The sequence below is a fragment of the Massilia sp. CFBP9026 genome, from assembly GCF_034045165.1.
Taxonomy (GTDB): Bacteria; Pseudomonadota; Gammaproteobacteria; order Burkholderiales; family Burkholderiaceae_D; genus Telluria; species Telluria arenae.
The window spans coordinates 1,008,038-1,025,691 of record NZ_JAXCWH010000001.1 but is presented as its reverse complement, the minus strand read 5'-3'; the positions used below and the strand labels follow the sequence as shown (position 1 = coordinate 1,025,691).

Below are 17,654 nucleotides of genomic sequence, written 5' to 3'. Positions count from 1 at the left end.
GAGGCGGCGATCCTCGCGCTGAAGGAATGGCAAGAATAAGCATCGCGCATAGCTGATGCTGGAATCAAAAAAACGCGGCAAGCCGCGGTTTTTTTACGTCCGGACGGGGCAGGCCAAGCCCGCCACCGATCCGCTTACTTTTTCGCGGCGGCCGCGGTCGCCTTCTTGGCAGGCGCTTTCTCTGCCACAGCCTTCTTCGCCGCTGGCTTGGCGGCCGATTTCGCCGGCGCCTTGCGCGCTGCCTTCACCGGCGCTGCCGCGCCATCGGCGCCCGGGTCACAAATCGGGGTCACAAATCGGGGTCAGGTCAGAAATCGGGGTCAGGTTGAGATGGTCCGGGTTTCATGGACTTCCGAATAGGGGACAATATGCCCCGGGAGGATTTACAGGGTCACAAATCGGGGTCAGGTCTGACATTTGGACACGACCTGAACTATGTCATGGAGGACTATTGCAGAGGCCGTGTCCGAATGTCAGACCTGACCCCGCTTGTGCGAAGGCTCGGCGTAGCCTTCTTGTACGCGTAGTACAGGCTGCGGCTGATTTCGAGACCATGGCACAGCGCCTTCACAGGAAACTCGTTGCGATGCTCGTCGATGAATGCGTACTTTACTTCTTTAGGCGAGTTAAGTACGCATCGAACTTTTTTAGGATGGCCAGCTCCTCTTGAGTCTTGGCCAATTCGCGCCGCAACTTCTCGATTTCGCTCAGCTCGTCAGTGGCTGGCCTGCCAGGCGCGCGCAGCTCCTTGTCTGGCGCTTGCTTCTCGATCTTGTCGGACCACTTGTAGAGCATGTTGCGGCGAATACCCAGTTCGATGGCCAAGTCGGTGGCGCTTTGCTCTCCCGAATGCAGCCGCGCTACCGTCGTCCTTTTGAACTCATCGGTATAGGTGGTCCGCTTGCGAGGGGTGGCTTCGGATGAAGCGGGAACGATCTCCCGCTTCGAGGGCAACTTCTTGTTTGTCATGTAAATCCTCCCGGGGCATATTGTCCCCTATTCGGAAGTCCATGAAACCCGGACCATCTCAATCTGACCCCAATTACATGACCCCAATTACACACTTACAGGCGAACGCGTACTGACAGGCTGGGATTCAGGCAGGCTGGCATGCGTACTGGGTCAGCAAGGCTTGCCGGCTGGCCGCCAGCATCGCACTGCCTTGCGGGTCGGGCCCGAAGGTGCGCGCGATCTGCAGGGCGCCGACCATGGCGCCGGCCAACGCCAGGGCCTGGCCAGCGGTGTCGGTGCGCCCTTCTTGTTCCAGCGCCGCCTGGACCTGCCCTACCAGCCGCTCGATGCGGCCCCGCGCAACCTCGCGCAGCGGCGCCTCCTGGCGCGCCATTTCCGAGCCGAGCGCACCGACGACGCAGCCCAGGCCTGATTCATGGGCGGCCAGGTGATCGTCGGACAGGTAAGCCGTGACCAGCGCCGCCAGCGGACTGGCGCCGTCCACGCGCAAGGCGGCCGCGCGGCGCTCGAGATTGACGGTGGACGCGGCATCGGCATGCTCGAGCGCCTCGACCAGCAGGGCTTCGCGCGAGTCGAAGTGGGCATAGAAGCCGCCGTGGGTCAGGCCGGCGCCCTTCATGACGTCGGCCACGCCGACGCCTGCGAAACCGTTACGGCGCAGCGCGCGCGCCGCAACGTCAACGATACGCTGATGGGTTTGTTCCCGTTTGGAGGGGATGGTCATGCCGTGCTTGCGGAAATGGGATGATCTTCATGCTACGACCATCCCACCATGGTGGTCAACCGTGTTCGGAAGTCACGACAGCGCCGTGTCGAGCACCGTCATCAGGATGAACCCGAAGATCAGTGCGATGCTGGCCTGTGTGCCGTTACCCGACTGGCGCGATTCGGGGATCACGTCGTTGACGATCACCAGCAGCATGGCGCCGGCGGCGGCCGCCAGGGCGTACGGCAGCAGGCCGGCCGAGATGCCGATGAGGGCCACGCCGAACACGGCGGCGATCGGCTCGACCAGGCCCGAGGCCACGCCCATGGCGACCGCGGTCAGGCGGCTGTAGCCGACGGCGTGCAGCGCCAGCGCCACCACCAGGCCTTCGGGCACGTCCTGGATCGACACGCCGGTGGCGAGCGAGGTAGCTTTTTCGACGTCGATGCCGGCGAAGGCCACGCCGATGGCCAGGCCTTCCGGCAGGTTGTGCAGGGCTACGGCCCACACGAACAGCCAGGCGCGGCGCAGCGATACCTTGTCGGGATCGTTGGTCAGGATGCCCTCGGTGCGCACCGCGCGACCGAGCAGCAGGATCGCGCCGGCGCCGAACATGATGCCGGCGCCGACCATGAGGCTCGATTCCCAGTTGCCGGCGCCGGCCGTCTTGGCGGCGCTCAGGGCGGGGATCACGAGGGAAAACGCGGTGGCGCCAAGCATGACGCCGGCGCCGAAACCAAGGAAGCAATCGTAGGTGCGCTTGGTGAAATTCTGTGCGAACAGGACCGGCAAGGTCCCCAGCGCGGTCGCGGCCGCCGCGGTGCTGCCGCCCGCCAGGGCCGCCAGCATCTTGGGATTGGCATTCATGATCTGCTCGATCATGCTGCCGAGCAGGACGAGGAAGCCGATGGCGCAAATGCCGAAACCGATGGCGCGGCGTGGGGTCAGCCAGCGCGGCAGGCCACGAGGGTGTTCAGTTTTCTCGGTCTGGATATCCATGCATCTTCCTGTAAAGACTGCGCCGGGCCGCATGTCGCACGCGGCCACGGCGCCGGGGATTACTTCAGCGGCTTGCCGCTACCCATCGGATTACCGATGCCGGTATCGTCCAGCGGTCCACCCATCGAAGCGACAGTGGCCTGGCCTTTGGATTCATCGCCCGCGTTGGCAATAGTACCACCGCTTGCCGATTGCATCATGCCCAACTCAGCCCCCGTACGAGGGGTTGCCGCCGGGTTCGACATCGTGCGCGCAGCCATCTGCTGGAGGATGTCGATGTCTTCGTTCGGCAAGGCCACTTCGGCCTGGCCCGAGCCGCCATCGACCGCCATCTGCTTTTCGCGATCGCTGATGAAGTCCCAGTCGGGACCCTGGTTCCAGGAGCCGCGCATTTCGCCTTCGCCCTGCGACATATTGTAGTAGACGCTGGCGAAGGCCGGCACCACCGGCATTTTCCCGGGCGGGAAGTTCGGCTCCATCGAGTACAGCGCCTTCTCGAACGATTTCAAGTGGGCGACTTCGCGCGTCATCAGGAAGCCCAGCGCGTCCTTCACGCCCGGATCGTCGGTCAGCGCGATCAGGCGCTCGTAGACGATCTTGGCGCGGGCTTCGGCCGCGATATTCGACCGCAGGTCGGCGGTCGGCTCGGTGATCGAGTCGATATAGGCGGCCGTCCACGGCACGCCGGCGGAGTTGGTCAGCGGCGCGCCGGCGCCGTACAGCACCTGCGTGATGTGGCTGTCGTTGCCGGCGCCGGTGATCGACTTGTACATCTCGGCTTCTTCCTCGGCCGCCTCGGCCAGGCGGCCCTTGGCGCCCTTGTTGAGCATGGCAACGATGTGGCCGATGACCTCGAGGTGGCTCAGCTCCTCGGTCGCGATATCGAACAACATGTCCTTGCGGCCTGGATCGTCTTCGGCCACCGCCTGGGTGAAGTAACGCATGGCGGCAGCCAGCTCGCCCTGCGGACCACCGAACTGCTCCAGCATCAGGTTGGCCAGGCCAGGGTTCGGTCCGCTGACCCGGACTGTATATTGCAAGCGCTTATTGTGTGCAAACATGACAGGTATCTCCGATTGAAGTGAGAAATCAAACCAGCAGCAACGCGTCCTGCGTGACGCTGCCAGGGACGGGTCGCCGCCGGGATCGGCAACCCAATGCATGCATGTTCTCAGGTCGACCGTGCCGTTTCAGTCAGGGGCACTCCCGTGTCCGTGTAGGACAAATGTGACAATCTGTTATTCCAGATAAACAATCCTCCTATCACCTCACCGGTCATCCTGTGCGTCGTACCACGTGTGCCGCTGTGTGCGCCCCTTGCTGACACCCCACCGGCACGCGCGCCTACAGTCATGATGCGCAGGCGAGGACTACCATATTGTTCAAACAATCACGAACGGGGGTATTACCATGAATCTCAAGCAACTGAGCCCAAGCATTACGGACATGATCCGCTTCGACCACTCGCATGTGATGGTCACCTTCCACCAGTACTCCAAGGACAAGAGCCCGACCGTCAAGAAGGCGCTCGCCGACACCATCTGCGACGGCCTGGAGATCCACGCCACGCTCGAGGAAGAGATCTTCTATCCCGTGATGCGCCAGCGCGACGGCAGCGAGCCCTTCATTCACGAAGCCGAGCCCGAGCACGATGAAATGCGCCGCTTGATCGCCGAGCTGCGCGCCACCTCCGGCGCCGATCCACGCCACGACAAATTGGTGATGGAACTGATGCGCGACGTGATGCACCACGTCGCGGAGGAAGAAACCAAGCTGCTGCCGGACGCCGAGGCGATCCTGGGGAAGCAGCGCCTGTCCGAACTGGGGGCCGACATGACGCGCCGCCGCATGCAGCTGGTGGGACCGAAGGCCGGCAAACTGGCCAAGGAACACCTCGTCGGCTTCTCGGGCAGCACCGCGGCAATGGTGGTCGGGGTGGCCGGCGCCCTGCTGGCGGCGTTCGCGCTCAAGCCGAAGAAGAACACCTGGAAGACGCAGCCGGCGAATACCTGAGGATTTGGTAGTACCGAGGGCCTTCGATACGTCGTCCCCGCGAAGGCGGGGACCCAAGTTTGCCAGCAATTCGACAACGCTCGCAGTACTTGGGTCCCCGCCTCCGCGGGGACGACGTTTTTGAGCTAGGCTCTCAGCGCGGATGCTTACATCTGCTCTGGGAAAAATACCGGCATCAGGTCGAGGGTCGATTTGACCCCGAGATGGGCGCCCTGCTCCTTCAGCCAGAGATCTGCGGTCTTGACGCCCTGGTCGTGCAGCATCTGGAGGAAGGGCATCTCGGCATTCATCTTGGCCGACATACCGTGGTCCTGCAAAAACTCGTTTCCGCTGATCAGATGCAGGTGCTTGGTGTTGGGCGCCGCGCCTGCGCCGCGGCTCTCGTCGGGCACCCCGCTCAAATATTGCAGGGCGCTGACCTCGCGCACGAAGCTGATATTGAAAGCGATCTCGTTCGAGCGATTGGCGATGTCGGCAATATTGGTCGGCATTTCGCTGCGCGCGATCGGATTGTTCTGAATGATGATCAGGTCGCTCGCGGTCGAATGCCGCACCAGCGGCTCCAGCGGCGGATTGGCGACATAACTGCCGTCCCAATACATCTCGCCCTCGACCTCGACCGCTGCAAACACCGTCGGCAAGCAGGCCGAGGCCACCAGACGCTGCACGTCCATCTCTTCTCGCCGGAACAGTTTGCCGGTGCCGGTCCGTACATTGGTCGCGGCAATGAACACCTGCAGCTCCTCGCAGTCGCGTACCCGGTCGAAGTCGATCATCGTGGCCAGGAAGTTGCGTAGAGGGTTAAGGGTGAGCGGACCTTCACGCACCGGCCCCATCATCGCGCCCATCATTTCGAGCAGATGGTAGGCCGGCGAAAATGCCATGGTGAAGGTGGGCGCCATGCGGTCGAGCGGCGTTCGCTGCAGCGGACTCAGGGCCGCCGCGCTGCCGAGGGTGCGCCAGAACCGGTCCAGCGCGCGGCACGCGCCTTCGCGGCCGCCGCCGCGCGCATAGCCGTCGGCCACGACCACCGCATTGATGGCGCCGGCACTCGAGCCGCTCAGGGCGTCGATCACCAGGTCTTCCTCTTGCAGCAACCGGTCGAGTACGCCCCAACCGAAGGCACCGTAGGTTCCCCCGCCCTGGATGGCGAGGCTGATCTTCTTGTAAGTGGTCAAAGTCCGCTCCATCGTGATTGATGCAGCGAGCTTAACGCGGCGTCCGATGTTGCGGCGCAGCGTAGCCTCAGGCCATCCACCCAATCACCAGCGGCACCAGCCACGGCGCCAGCAGCGCCGTCAGTGCGCCGTTCAGGCCCATCGCGAGGCCTGCGAAGGCGCCCATCTCGGGGCTGACCTGGAAGGCGCGCGCCGTGCCGATGCCATGCGATGCCAGGCCCAGCGCGAAGCCGCAGGCGGCGTCCGATCGGATGCCCAGCAACATGAAGACGTAGCGCCCGAACACGGCGCCGAAGATACCCGTGCCGATCACCAGCGCCGCGGTCAGCGCCGGGATGCCCCCTAGCCGCTCGGCCACCGCCATCGCGATTGGTGAGGTGGCCGATTTTGGTCCCAGCGTGTACGCCAGCTCCGGCGTCGCGCCCAGCAGCAGCGCCACGACCACGGCCGACACGATGGCCGTCACGCTGCCGGCCAGCAGCGCGGCGCCCAGCGGCAAGGCGGCGCGGCGCAGGCGCGGCAACTGCCGTACCAGCGGCACCGCCAGCGCGACGGTGGCCGGTCCAAGCAAGAAGTGGACGAACTGGGCGCCGGCGAAGTAACGTTCATAGGACATCCCGGTGAGCCACAGCACGGCCACGACCAGAGCGACCGCGATCGCCACCGGATTGGCCAGCGGCGAGGCCTTGCACAGGACGAAGATGCGCTGCGCCGCCAGGTAGGCGCACAGGGTCATGGTCAGGCCCAGCAGGGGCGAGGCGGACAGATAGACCCAGAAATGGCTGAACTCGGCGAAATCAGGCATCGCCGTCCTTCCTGGCGTCGCCCATCCCGCGCAGGATCAGGCCAGTGACGGCCAGGGCCAGCACGGTGCTGACCACGAGCGAGGCCAGGATGGCGATCCAGTGGCCGCTGCCGCTGCCTGCCGCGACCAGGATGCCGACGCCGGCCGGCACGAACAGCAGCGACAGGTGCGACAGCAGCGTATTGGCGGCTTGTTCGACCAGCGCCTGGAGCTTCGGCATGGCCAGCAGCGCCGCCATCAGCAACAGCATCCCGGCGACCGGCCCCGGCAAGGGAAGATGGAAGACGAATACGATGCCTTCGCCCAGGCATTGGAACAACAACAGGACCGCGAACGCAGCCAGCATACCTCTACTCCTGACGCAAGACGGCGGCCACAGGGGTCGCCGAAAAGTGTGCAGGATAGCAAATCCGGCGCCGCCGCGTGCGCGGCGCCCGTACTACGCCTCGGCCGTGGCAGCTGCGCCGGCGATGGCGCCGCGCTTGACCTGGTCGCGCTCGATCGACTCGAACAAGGCCTTGAAATTGCCTTCGCCGAAACCGTCGTCGCCCTTGCGCTGGATGAACTCGAAGAACACCGGCCCCAGTTGCGGCACGCCGAAGATCTGCACCAGCAGGCGCGCGTGGCCATCCTTGACGGCGCCGTCGAGCAGCAGGCCGCGCACCTTCAGCGCGTCGGCATCCTGGCCGTGGCCCGGGATGCGCTCGTCCAGCATCTCGTAATAGGTGTCCGGCGGTGGCGCCATCAGGGGTACGCCGGCGGCGCGCAGTTTGTCGACGGTGGCGATCAGGTCGTCGGTCAGCAGCGCGATGTGCTGGATGCCTTCGCCGTTGAACTGCATCAGGAACTCTTCGATCTGGCCGCCGCCCGCTTTCCCTTCTTCGTTCAGCGGAATGCGGATCATGCCGTCCGGCGCCGTCATCGCCTTCGAGGTCAGGCCGGTGTACTCGCCCTTGATATCGAAGTAGCGGATCTCGCGGAAGTTGAACAGCTTCTCGTAGAAACCGGCCCAGTAGGACATGCGGCCGCGGTAGACGTTGTGGGTCAGGTGGTCGATGATGGACAGGCCGTGGCCCGGCGGGTTGCGGTCGACGCCTGCGATGAATTCGAAGTCGATGTCATAGATCGACTTACCCTCTTCAAAGCGGTCGATCAGGTACAGCGGCGCGCCGCCGATGCCCTTGATGGCCGGCAGGCGCAATTCCATGGGGCCGGTCGGGATCTCGACCGCCTGGGCGCCCAGTTCCAGCGCGCGCGCATAGGCCTTGTGCGCATCCTTGACGCGGAAGGCCATGCCGCAGGCCGCCGGGCCATGCTCGGCCGCGAAGTAGGCCGCGTAGCTCTTCGGTTCGTTGTTGACGATGAAGTTGATCCCGCCCTGGCGGAACAAAACGACGTCCTTCGAGCGGTGCACCGCGACTTTGGTGAAGCCGAGCGCTTCGAACACCGGTTCCAGCACGCCCGGCGTGGGCGATGCGAACTCGACGAACTCGAAGCCCATCAGGCCCATCGGATTTTCGAACAGGTCTGCCATTGTCTCTTCCTTTATTTAGTTGACTCTTGTTGACTCACGTTTCCGCGAACACATCGGCCAGGAGACCCCGCAACCACTGGTTGCCCGGATCCTGGTTGAAGCGGCGGTGCCAGAAAATATTCGTCTGCAGCGGCGGCAGGTCGAGCGGCGGCGTCGCCCACTCGAGCCCGAACGGCACGGCCGCGCGCTCGGCCAGTTTTTGCGGCACCGTCACGACCAGGTCGCTGGTGCTCACGATATACGGCACGGCCGTGAAATGCGGCACCCGGAATCTCGTCGCCTGGCCGATGCCAGCCCTGGCCAGCGCCGCGTTCACCCTGTCGTAGGGACTGTCGGCGGCATCCACCAGCAAGTGCTCGGCCGCCACAAAGCGCGCCAGGGTCAGCTCGCCCCGCGCCAGCGGGTGCCCCTTGCGGAACATCGCCACGAACGGCTGCCTGAACAAATGGCGCTGGTACAGCGCCTCGGACACGTCCTCGAACGGCCCCACCGCCAGGTCGACCCGCCCGCCTTCCATCTCTTCCTTGAGCGACAGCATCCCCACCCGCACCGAGCTGATCTCGACCTGGGGCGCCAGCTGGCGGCAGCGCTCGATCAGCGTCGGCATGAAATACACTTCGCCCACGTCGGTCATGGCCAGCATGAAGCGCCGGTTACTGGTGGCCGGCTCGAAGCGGCTGCGCTGGTTCAACGCCAACGCTACTTGCGCCATCGCGGCCCCGATCGGCTCGGCCATCTGGCTCGCCAGCGGGGTCGGCTGCATGCCGCTGGCGGTGCGCACGAACAGCTCGTCGCCAAAGCTGCGCCGCAGCCGCGCGAGCGCATTGCTCACGGCCGACTGCGACAGCCCCAGGCGCCGGGCGGCCGACGAGATCTGGCGCTCCCTGTACACCTCCTGGAACACGGCCAGCAGATTCAGGTCGATATCGTGTGCTTCGATCATGGATTTCCCGGGCTGCCGGCCGGTCCGGCAATAGAAACGCATTGTCCACGCCCGGACGGTCGCCCGAACAGCAATATTTATAATATGAATAGTCTACATTTTTCTATTCATCTCGTAAAACATGGCGGATTATTCTAGAGTGGCGCCATCAAAGATACTATCTACCGTCCAGGAGACCCCATGAGCCACGAGCCCGGCCATCCGTCAGCCTATATGAGCGGTTTCGGCAACGAGTTCGCCACCGAAGCCCTGCCCGGCGCCCTGCCCCAGCACCGCAATTCGCCGCAGCGCGTGGCCTATGGCCTGTATGCCGAGCAGCTGTCCGGCACCGCCTTCACCGCGCCGCGCAGCCATAACCGGCGCTCGTGGCTGTACCGCATCCGCCCGGCGGCAGTGCATGGCAGCTTCGTGCCCCTGGAAGCCCCGCGCCTGGTGGGCCGTTTCGATACCCCGGCGCCGCCCAATCAGCTGCGCTGGAGCCCCCTGCCGATGCCCGATGCGCCGACCGACTTCATCGACGGCTGGGTGACCATGGCCGGCAACGGCTCGGCAGAGGCGATGAGCGGCTGCGCCATCCACATGTACGCGGCAAACCGTGGGATGGATGGCCGTTATTTCTACAATTCCGACGGCGAGCTGCTGATTGTGCCGCAACTGGGCAGGCTGTCGATCGCGACCGAGCTGGGCCTGATCGAGGTAGAGCCGCAGGAAATCGCCGTGATTCCGCGCGGTGTACGCTTCCAGGTGCTGCTACCCGACGGCGAAGCGCGCGGCTATATCTGCGAGAATTTCGGAGCCCTGCTGCGCTTGCCCGATCTGGGCCCGCTCGGCTCCAACGGCCTTGCCAACCCGCGTGACTTCCTCACGCCGACGGCGCGCTACGAAGACCTGGAAGGCGATTTCGAGCTGGTGACCAAGTTCGGCGGTCGCCTGTGGCGCGCCCCGATCGGCCACTCGCCGCTGGACGTCGTGGCCTGGCACGGCAACTACGTGCCCTATAAATACGGCCTGCGCCACTTCAATGCGATCGGCTCGATCAGCTACGACCATCCGGATCCGTCGATCTTCCTGGTGCTGCAGTCGCCGTCGGACACGCCGGGCGTGGACACGATCGACTTCGTGATCTTCCCGCCGCGCTGGCTGGCCGCCGAGGACACCTTCCGCCCGCCCTGGTTCCACCGCAACGTGGCCAGCGAATTCATGGGCCTGATCCACGGCGCCTACGACGCCAAGGCCGAGGGTTTCGTGCCGGGCGGCGCCAGCATCCACAACTGCATGAGCGGGCACGGCCCGGACGCCGCCACCTTCGACAAGGCCAGCAGCGCCGACACCAGCCATCCGCACAAGGTGGGCGACACCATGGCCTTCATGTTCGAGACCCGCGCCGCCCTCGTGCCGACCGCCCAGGCGCTGGCCTCGCCCCAGCTGCAGGGCGATTACCAGCAGTGCTGGGCCGGCATCCGCAAGCACTTTCGCCTGGAGCCATGACACGCAAGCACACGCTGCGGTGTTCCCGGATTTTGTCATTTATGCCATGATTCGCGGGCAGGCCATCGTGGCCTGCCCGGCCACGGCCCGGCACGACCGGTCATGGGGCACAAGCCCAGCATGTCAGATATATTGATCATCCTCGTTCTGATCCTGTTGAACGGGGTGTTCGCGATGAGCGAACTCGCGCTCGTCTCGGCCAAGCGCATGCGCCTGGAACGGCGCGCCGAAGAAGGCAGCCGCGGCGCCCGCGCCGCGATCGCGCTGGCCGACAATCCCAGCCATTTCCTGTCCACCGTCCAGGTGGGCATCACCCTGATCGGCATCTTCACCGGCGCCTTCGGCGAAGCCTCGCTGGTGTCGCGCCTGACGCCGCAGATCGAGACCGTCGGCTTCCTGGCGCCCTACGCCTACGAGATCGCACTGTTCGTGGTGGTGCTGGGGATTACCTTCGTCTCGATCGTCCTGGGCGAACTGGTCCCCAAGCGCATCGCGATGCGCCATCCGGAGACGATGGCGACCCTGATCGCCCCGCCCCTGAACATGCTGTCGGTGGTCATGTCGCCGTTCGTCAAGGTGCTGTCGCTCACCACCGAGGCGATCGTGCGCCTGTTCGGCATCCACGACGCCAAGGAAGACGCGCCGACAGAGGAAGACATCGCCGGCATGTTCAAGGAAGGCACCGACGCCGGCCTGTTCGAGAAGACCGAGTACGACATCGTCTCGCGCGCGCTGCGCCTGGACGACCGCCACCTGAAGGCCCTCATGACGCCACGGGTCGACCTGGTCATGATCGACCTCGACGCCGAGCGGCGCAGCACCCTGGAACTGATCAGCTGCCACACCTACAGCCGCTTCCCCGTGTACCGCGGCGACCGCGCCCAGATCCTCGGTTACGTGAAGGTGCGCGACCTGCTGGCGCAATCGGTGCGCCATGGCTCGCTCGAGGCGGTCAATATCGAGCATGCCGTCTCCGACATCCTGTTCGTGCCCGAGACCGTGAGCGCGATGGTGCTGCTCGAGCTGTTCAAGAAGAACCGCGCCGAACTGGCCCTGATCGTCGACGAGTACGGCGACATCCAGGGCATGGTCACCCTGTCCGACGTGATGAGCGCCCTGGTGGGCGACGTCACCGTGATCGGCGAAGAGAACGATCCCGATGCGGTCCAGCGCCAGGACGGCAGCTGGCTGCTCGACGGCGGCGTCGACCTCGACCGCTTCCGCGACCTGATGAATACCGACGTGCGCTTCCCCGACGAAGGGACCGGGGCGTACCACACGCTGGCCGGCTTCGTGCTGTACCAGTTCGGCTACATCCCCAAGACCTCGGAATTCTTCGAATGGGGTGGCTATCGGATCGAGGTGGTCGACATGGACGGCAACCGCATCGACCGCATCCTGGTTGACCGCTTGCCCGCGCCGCAGCCGCTCGCCGAAGAGGCCTGATCTTCCTCCCGCTAAGGAGAGAGAAAGGCGCCGCGATGTCACACCTGCCGCTCCTGGCTCGTCTGGTTGGATGTGAGGCCCACGAACGATCGTGGGCGGTCACGCATCCAACCCAGCAGGAGCAGGCACCATGCAACACAAGAAGGATATCGTTGTCTTGATCACCGGCGGCGCAGCCGGCATCGGCCGCGCAGCGGCGCTACAGTTTGCACAGGGCGGCGCGCGCGTCGTCGTCACCGGCCGGCGCGAGGCGCCGCTCCAGGCGCTCGCCGCCGAACATCCAGGGATCAGCTACGTGGTGGCGGACGCCGGCAAGGCCGAGGACGCGCCGCGCACGATCGCCGCCGTCATCGAGCGCCACGGCCGTCTCGACGTCCTGGTCAACAATGCCGGGGCTGGCGCCATCCTGCCCCTGGCGGACGCCGAAGCCGTGCAGATTCGCGACATCTTCGAGGTCAACGTCATCGGCCCGTCGCTACTGGCGCGCGCCGCACTGCCGCACCTGGAGGCGGCGCAAGGCCTCATTCTCAACCTGTCGTCCACCTTCGGCCACAAGGCCGGCGGCCTGCTGTCCCACTACGGCGCCAGCAAGGCCGCGGTGGAACACCTGACGCGCTGCTGGGCGCTGGAACTGGCGCCGCGCGGCATCCGCGTCAACGCGATCGCCGCCGGACCGACCGAGACCGACTTCCTGGCCGAGCGGATGGGACTTACGCCGGAGCAGATCCAGGCCGTCAAGGCCGACGAAGCCGCGCGCATTCCGCTGGGCCGGCGCGGCGCGCCGGACGACGTCGCCGCGGCAATCGTGGCCCTGGCCGGCGCGATGGGCGGCTGGATTACCGGCCAGGTGCTGGCGGTGGACGGTGGCCTGAACATCAGCTAGCACGCCGCGCAAGGCCAGCGCGTATACTTGTGCTTTGGATCGCACAAGGAGCAGCATGGACGTCGTCAGGCTTGGCCCCCTCATCATTCCGCTGTCGGCCGTGCTGGTCGTGCTGGCCCTGCTGGCGGCGACCACCACGGCCGACTGGCTGCGCCGCCGGCGCGGCTTCGACGCCGGCACCGTGATGTGGCGGATGATCGTGGCGGGCTTCGTCGCCGCGCGCGCCGTGTTCGTGCTCAAGCACCACGACATCTACGTCAAGGCGCCATGGAGCGCGCTGGACATCCGCGACGGCGGCTTCGAGCCGGTGGCCGGCCTGATCGTCGCCTGCGTGATCGGCGCCGAACTGACGCGGCGCCGCGCCGAATTGCGCCGCCCGCTGCTGGCCAGCGTGCTGGCCGGCGGCGCGGTGTGGATCGGCGGCCTGCTGGCGGCCCAGGCGTTGGCGCCGCCGCGGCCGCCCTTGCCCGACCTGATGGTGCGCCAGCTCGATGGCAGCGAGGTGGCGCTGCGCAGCCTGGGGGGACGTCCGCTGGTGGTCAACCTGTGGGCCACCTGGTGTCCGCCGTGCCGGCGCGAGATGCCCGCCATGCAGGCGGCGCAGGCGGCCAATCCGGACATCGGCTTCGTGTTCGTCAACCAGGGCGAATCGGGCGCGGTGGTGCGGCGCTTCCTGGCGACCCAGCAGCTGCGCCTGCAGAACGTCGTGATCGATCCAGCCGGCCAGCTCGCGGCGCGCACCGGCGCGGCCGGTTATCCCACTACCCTGTTCTATGACGCCGACGGCAAGCTGCGGCTGCGTCACGTCGGCGAGCTGTCGGAAGCGACGCTGAGGGACAAGCTGGCGAGCCTGCAAAGAGTTGGCTACCCGCCGTGAGCGACTTGTGGTACAACATCGCGGCAACCGAGGAGATGTCTATGCAAGTCAACCCGATCCAGCTGTTCGACGCCGAATCGTCGACGTTTACGTATATCCTGGCCGCCCCGGGCAGCTACGACGCCGTCATCATCGACCCGGTCGACCGCCATTTCACGCGCGACCTGGCCCATATCGAGCGCCTCGGCTTGCGCCTGACCCACGTACTGGAAACCCATGCCCATGCCGACCACGTGACCTCGGCCGGCCGTCTGCGTGAGCATACGGGGGCGAAGGCCTGCGTGCCGAGCGGCTGCGACATCCCGCCGGCCGAAGTGCAGTTGCAGGACGGCGACCAGATCCGCTTCGGCCTGCACGAGCACATCGCGGTGATCCACACGCCCGGCCACACGGCAGGCAGCATGTGCTATCTGTGGCGCGGCAACCTGTTTACGGGCGATACCCTGTTGATCGATGGCTGCGGCCGCACCGACTTCCAGAGCGGAAGCTCGGACAGCCTGTACGACAGCGTCACCCGCAAGCTGTTCACCCTCGACGACCATGTGCGGGTGTGGCCGGGCCACGACTACAAGGGGCAGTCGGTATCGACCATTGGCTGGGAGCGGCGCCACAATGCGCGCCTGGCCAATCGCAGCCGCGAGGATTTCGTTGCGCTGATGGCAGCGCTCGACCTGCCGCGCCCTCGGATGATGGATGTCGCCGTGCCGGCAAACCGCAATCTCGGCCTGCCGCACAGCGTGTGAAAGATTAGTAGCGCCAGGTGCGCTTGGGCGCTGGTGGACGCTTCATGACCTTCGTTTGAAACTGTTTCCAGATCAGGCCTGCCAGGGCCATCATGATCATCTTGCGCATAATTTCTCCTCAATGGTGGTCGGCGACATGCCGTTGTCACCAGCATAGCCTGAGCCCCTATCTTGCGGCGCAGGTTTGCCTGACCCAAAGGATGCAGTAGAATCCCTGTCTTTCTGGCAAGACCAAGAGACGGACCATGGCCGACGGGCACAACGAACTCAAGCGCGGGCTCAAGAACCGCCACATCCAGCTGATCGCCCTCGGCGGCGCCATCGGCACCGGCCTGTTCCTCGGCATCGCTTCCACCATCCAGATGGCCGGCCCCTCGGTGCTGCTGGGCTATGCGATCGCCGGGGCGGTCGCCTTCCTGATCATGCGCCAACTCGGTGAGATGATCGTCGACGAGCCGGTGGCCGGCTCGTTCAGCCACTTCGCCGACAAGTATTGCGGCCGCTGGGCCGGCTTCGCCTCGGGCTGGAATTACTGGGTGATGTACATCCTGGTCAGCCTGGCCGAGCTGACCGCGCTCGGCATCTATATGCAGTACTGGTTCCCGGACCTGCCGACCTGGGTCTCGGCCCTCGGCTTCTTCGTACTGGTCAACTGCATCAGCCTGCTCAACGTGAAGGCCTTCGGCGAGATGGAATTCTGGTTCGCCGTGATCAAGGTGGTCGCGGTGGTCGGCATGATCGTGTTCGGCCTCTACCTGCTGATCGGCGGTGGCGCCGGCCCTGAGGCGGGCGTGGCCAATCTGTGGCAGCACGGCGGCTTCTTCCCGAACGGCGTGGCCGGCCTCGCGATGGCGATGGCGGTGATCATGTTTTCGTTCGGCGGCCTGGAACTGATCGGCATCACCGCCGCCGAAGCCGACGACCCGGCGCGCACGATCCCGCGCGCCACCAATAACGCCCTGTACCGGATCCTGATTTTCTACATCGGCGCGCTGGCCGTGCTCCTGATGCTGTACCCGTGGCAGAAGGTCGTCACCGGCGGCAGCCCCTTCGTGCTGATCTTCCAGGCGCTCGACAGCGGCTGGGTCGCCAACGTCCTCAACCTCGTCGTGCTGACCGCCGCGCTGTCGGTGTATAACGGCTGCGTCTACGCCAACAGCCGCATGCTGTTCGGCCTGGCCGAACAGGGCAATGCACCGGCTTCGCTGAAATACACCAACCGGCGCGGCGTGCCGCTGGTGGCACTGGGCGTATCGGCGGTGGCAACGGCTTCGGCGATCGTGATCAATTATTTCCTGCCGCGCGAAGCGCTCGGCATGGTGATGACGCTGGCCACGACCGCCCTGGTCCTGAACTGGGCCATGATTTCGTGGAGCCACCTGCGCTTTCGCCGCAGCAAGGAGGCGCTTGGCGCGACGACCGCCTTCCGCAGCCCCTGGTTCCCGCTGTCGAATTACGTATGCCTGGGATTCGTCGCCCTGCTGCTGGTCGTGATGCTGCTTACGCCCGGCCTGCGCATCTCGGTATTCCTGATTCCGGTATGGCTGGCGGTCCTTGGCCTGGGCTACTGGCTGCGCGAGCGGCGCAAGACCCGCTAGTTGCCCCGACCTGCAGCATCTCCTTCTGCCGCATCCCCGTCGAGAAGCGACTCCGGCGCACGACCGGAAGGCGGCTCGAGGATGAAGCGCGGCAGCGTCAGCGCCAGGCCGCTATGCGGCAGCACCACGTCGCCTATGCCTCCCGATTGCGTCCGCCTGGCGGCGCCGCCCGCGCCGACCAGGGTGGCAAAGCCGAAATCGTGCATCACATTGGCGAACAGGATGGCGGACGAATACGTGCCGGGACCGATCCGCACATAGGTTCTACCCGCGTAGCGCAGCGGGTTTTCCGGCTGGGGTTGGCGCCAGGTCGCAATCTCGCCCTGCATGGGCTTGGCCGGTGCGCCCGCCGGGGCCCGCGCCAGGCCGCGGTAGGTCGAGCCGGTCCGGTAGGGCTGCGTCGCCAGATAGGGCATCAAGCCGTCCAGCCACACCACATCGTCCCCTCCACCGTTCTTGCTGATGTCGATCACCAGGCTGGTCACGCCCTGGGCGCGGATGCGGGTAAACGCGTCGCGCGTAAACGCCAGGAATGGCGCGGGATCGGCCATATTGAAAGTGTCGACCGTCAGCACCGCACGACCATCCGGGCCTATGGCGAGATCGAAGGGTTGCCGCGCCTCCTGTTCCAGGACGCGCGGCAGCGTCCGTCGTGCGGGCATGGTGACCGTGCGCCGCAAGCCCTCCTCTTCCAGCACCAGTTCGTAAGCGTCGGGAGTGCCAAACGTCTTCCAGTAGTACAGCCACCAGCGCTGGCCCAGCAGGTTCGCTCGGAAGCGAGCCGTATCGCCGTGCACCATGGACGACAGAGTCGACACGAGTTCCGCTGCGGCCACGCCATTGACGGAGACCACGCGGATCGGCGTTGCAGACAGATAGAGCGCGCCATCCGGATCGATGTTTACTTCGATTGGAAACAGGCCGCCGCCCTCCCCCAGCCACGCACGCGTTTCCTTGCGCCAGTCCGGATAGCCGATCAGGAAGTGACCATCCGCGAGCAGCGGATTGATCGACGCAAGCCGTTGCCACGCTTCGTCGCGCGTGAGCGTGGGCGGCGCCTCGTGCGCGATCCGGTCGAGCGCGCGGTGCACGGCCGGCGGATCGGACGAGAAACCGGGATCCGGGTGCATGCGCGCGATCATGGCGCGGACGAAGGCGATATCTTCGCGAAACTGCGCCGCGCTGATGGGCTGCGCCACGCCATCTGCCGCCGTCGCCGACGCACAAACAAGGAAGAAGAACGTCGCCAGCACCGGGCGAAGTCGGGAACTCGTGGACAATAGTCGTCGATGCATGCGTGCTTTCGATAGTCTTGCCGGTTAGCTCATCCATTACCAATGAATGCTAGCGCCACACTTGCTGGACGGCATGGTATTTGCGACGAAATGCACTATCACGCGACGAATGCGGCCAAACGCCGCCCAGCCACGTACGTCCTCGCGTCCGTTTAGCCAAGCCCAACGACTCGC

At 65.4% G+C, this 17,654-nt stretch carries 17 protein-coding genes; 7 read left to right on the top strand and 10 right to left on the bottom strand.

All coding sequences use genetic code 11. From position 1 onward, the window contains the following. Positions 1-609: 609 nt before the first annotated feature. From SOM28_RS04170 to SOM28_RS04155, 4 genes are all read right to left on the bottom strand, one after another. Entirely contained in the window at positions 610-969 is a 360-nt protein-coding gene (locus tag SOM28_RS04170; protein ID WP_123072076.1) for a transposase, read from the bottom strand. Positions 970-1,096: 127 nt separating this feature from the next. Beyond that, entirely contained in the window at positions 1,097-1,696 is a 600-nt protein-coding gene (locus SOM28_RS04165) for a TetR/AcrR family transcriptional regulator (protein ID WP_123071496.1), read from the bottom strand. Between the two features lie 72 nt (positions 1,697-1,768). After that, complete coding sequence (locus SOM28_RS04160) at positions 1,769-2,677, bottom strand: ZIP family metal transporter (protein WP_320467305.1); 909 nt, start codon at positions 2,675-2,677, stop codon at positions 1,769-1,771. Positions 2,678-2,736: 59 nt separating this feature from the next. Then, entirely contained in the window at positions 2,737-3,738 is a 1,002-nt protein-coding gene (locus SOM28_RS04155; protein ID WP_123071494.1) for a manganese catalase family protein, read from the bottom strand. A 349-nt stretch (positions 3,739-4,087) separates the two neighbouring features. Here SOM28_RS04155 and SOM28_RS04150 point away from each other — a divergent pair, with 349 nt between their 5' ends. Beyond that, positions 4,088-4,690 carry a hemerythrin domain-containing protein gene (locus SOM28_RS04150; protein WP_123071493.1) on the top strand — a complete coding sequence of 201 codons (603 nt, stop codon included), beginning with the start codon at positions 4,088-4,090 and terminating at the stop codon, positions 4,688-4,690. Between the two features lie 146 nt (positions 4,691-4,836). Here the strand turns inward: SOM28_RS04150 and SOM28_RS04145 are convergent, their stop codons facing one another. The 5 genes from SOM28_RS04145 to SOM28_RS04125 all read right to left on the bottom strand — a co-directional run bounded on the left by SOM28_RS04145 (position 4,837) and on the right by SOM28_RS04125 (position 9,150). Further along, positions 4,837-5,868, bottom strand: a complete 1,032-nt coding sequence (locus tag SOM28_RS04145) for a patatin-like phospholipase family protein (protein WP_320467304.1) — start codon at positions 5,866-5,868, stop codon at positions 4,837-4,839. A gap of 67 nt (positions 5,869-5,935) precedes the next feature. Then, positions 5,936-6,673 (bottom strand): LrgB family protein, encoded by a 738-nt coding sequence (locus SOM28_RS04140; protein ID WP_123068117.1) that lies wholly within the window; start codon positions 6,671-6,673, stop codon positions 5,936-5,938. Further along, positions 6,666-7,019: a CidA/LrgA family protein gene (locus tag SOM28_RS04135; protein ID WP_123068118.1), complete on the bottom strand. Its 354-nt coding sequence runs from the start codon at positions 7,017-7,019 to the stop codon at positions 6,666-6,668. Before SOM28_RS04135 ends, SOM28_RS04140 begins: the two co-directional genes overlap by 8 nt. A 93-nt stretch (positions 7,020-7,112) precedes the next feature. Continuing rightward, positions 7,113-8,207: a 4-hydroxyphenylpyruvate dioxygenase gene (gene hppD / locus SOM28_RS04130; RefSeq protein ID WP_123068119.1), complete on the bottom strand. Its 1,095-nt coding sequence runs from the start codon at positions 8,205-8,207 to the stop codon at positions 7,113-7,115. Between the two features lie 34 nt (positions 8,208-8,241). Next, the gene (locus SOM28_RS04125) at positions 8,242-9,150 is read right to left on the bottom strand and encodes a LysR family transcriptional regulator (RefSeq protein ID WP_123068120.1); all 909 of its coding nucleotides are present in this window, start codon (positions 9,148-9,150) and stop codon (positions 8,242-8,244) included. Positions 9,151-9,330: 180 nt separating this feature from the next. Between SOM28_RS04125 and hmgA the strand changes: the two genes are divergently transcribed. The 6 genes from hmgA to SOM28_RS04095 all read left to right on the top strand — a co-directional run bounded on the left by hmgA (position 9,331) and on the right by SOM28_RS04095 (position 16,185). Further along, on the top strand, positions 9,331-10,638 hold the full coding sequence (gene hmgA, locus SOM28_RS04120; protein ID WP_320467303.1) for a homogentisate 1,2-dioxygenase: 1,308 nt from the start codon (positions 9,331-9,333) through the stop codon (positions 10,636-10,638). Between the two features lie 120 nt (positions 10,639-10,758). Beyond that, positions 10,759-12,084: a hemolysin family protein gene (locus SOM28_RS04115; protein WP_320467302.1), complete on the top strand. Its 1,326-nt coding sequence runs from the start codon at positions 10,759-10,761 to the stop codon at positions 12,082-12,084. Positions 12,085-12,214: 130 nt separating this feature from the next. Further along, positions 12,215-12,967: an SDR family NAD(P)-dependent oxidoreductase gene (locus tag SOM28_RS04110; RefSeq protein ID WP_320467301.1), complete on the top strand. Its 753-nt coding sequence runs from the start codon at positions 12,215-12,217 to the stop codon at positions 12,965-12,967. Positions 12,968-13,022: 55 nt separating this feature from the next. Next, entirely contained in the window at positions 13,023-13,844 is an 822-nt protein-coding gene (locus SOM28_RS04105) for a TlpA disulfide reductase family protein (RefSeq protein ID WP_320467300.1), read from the top strand. Between the two features lie 41 nt (positions 13,845-13,885). Then, positions 13,886-14,587: an MBL fold metallo-hydrolase gene (locus SOM28_RS04100; protein WP_123071823.1), complete on the top strand. Its 702-nt coding sequence runs from the start codon at positions 13,886-13,888 to the stop codon at positions 14,585-14,587. Positions 14,588-14,832: 245 nt separating this feature from the next. Beyond that, complete coding sequence (locus SOM28_RS04095; protein WP_123071822.1) at positions 14,833-16,185, top strand: amino acid permease; 1,353 nt, start codon at positions 14,833-14,835, stop codon at positions 16,183-16,185. Here SOM28_RS04095 and SOM28_RS04090 read toward each other — a convergent pair. Then, the gene (locus SOM28_RS04090; protein WP_320467299.1) at positions 16,182-17,480 is read right to left on the bottom strand and encodes a S41 family peptidase; all 1,299 of its coding nucleotides are present in this window, start codon (positions 17,478-17,480) and stop codon (positions 16,182-16,184) included. The genes SOM28_RS04095 and SOM28_RS04090 overlap by 4 nt on opposite strands. Between the last annotated feature and the right edge of the window lie 174 nt (positions 17,481-17,654).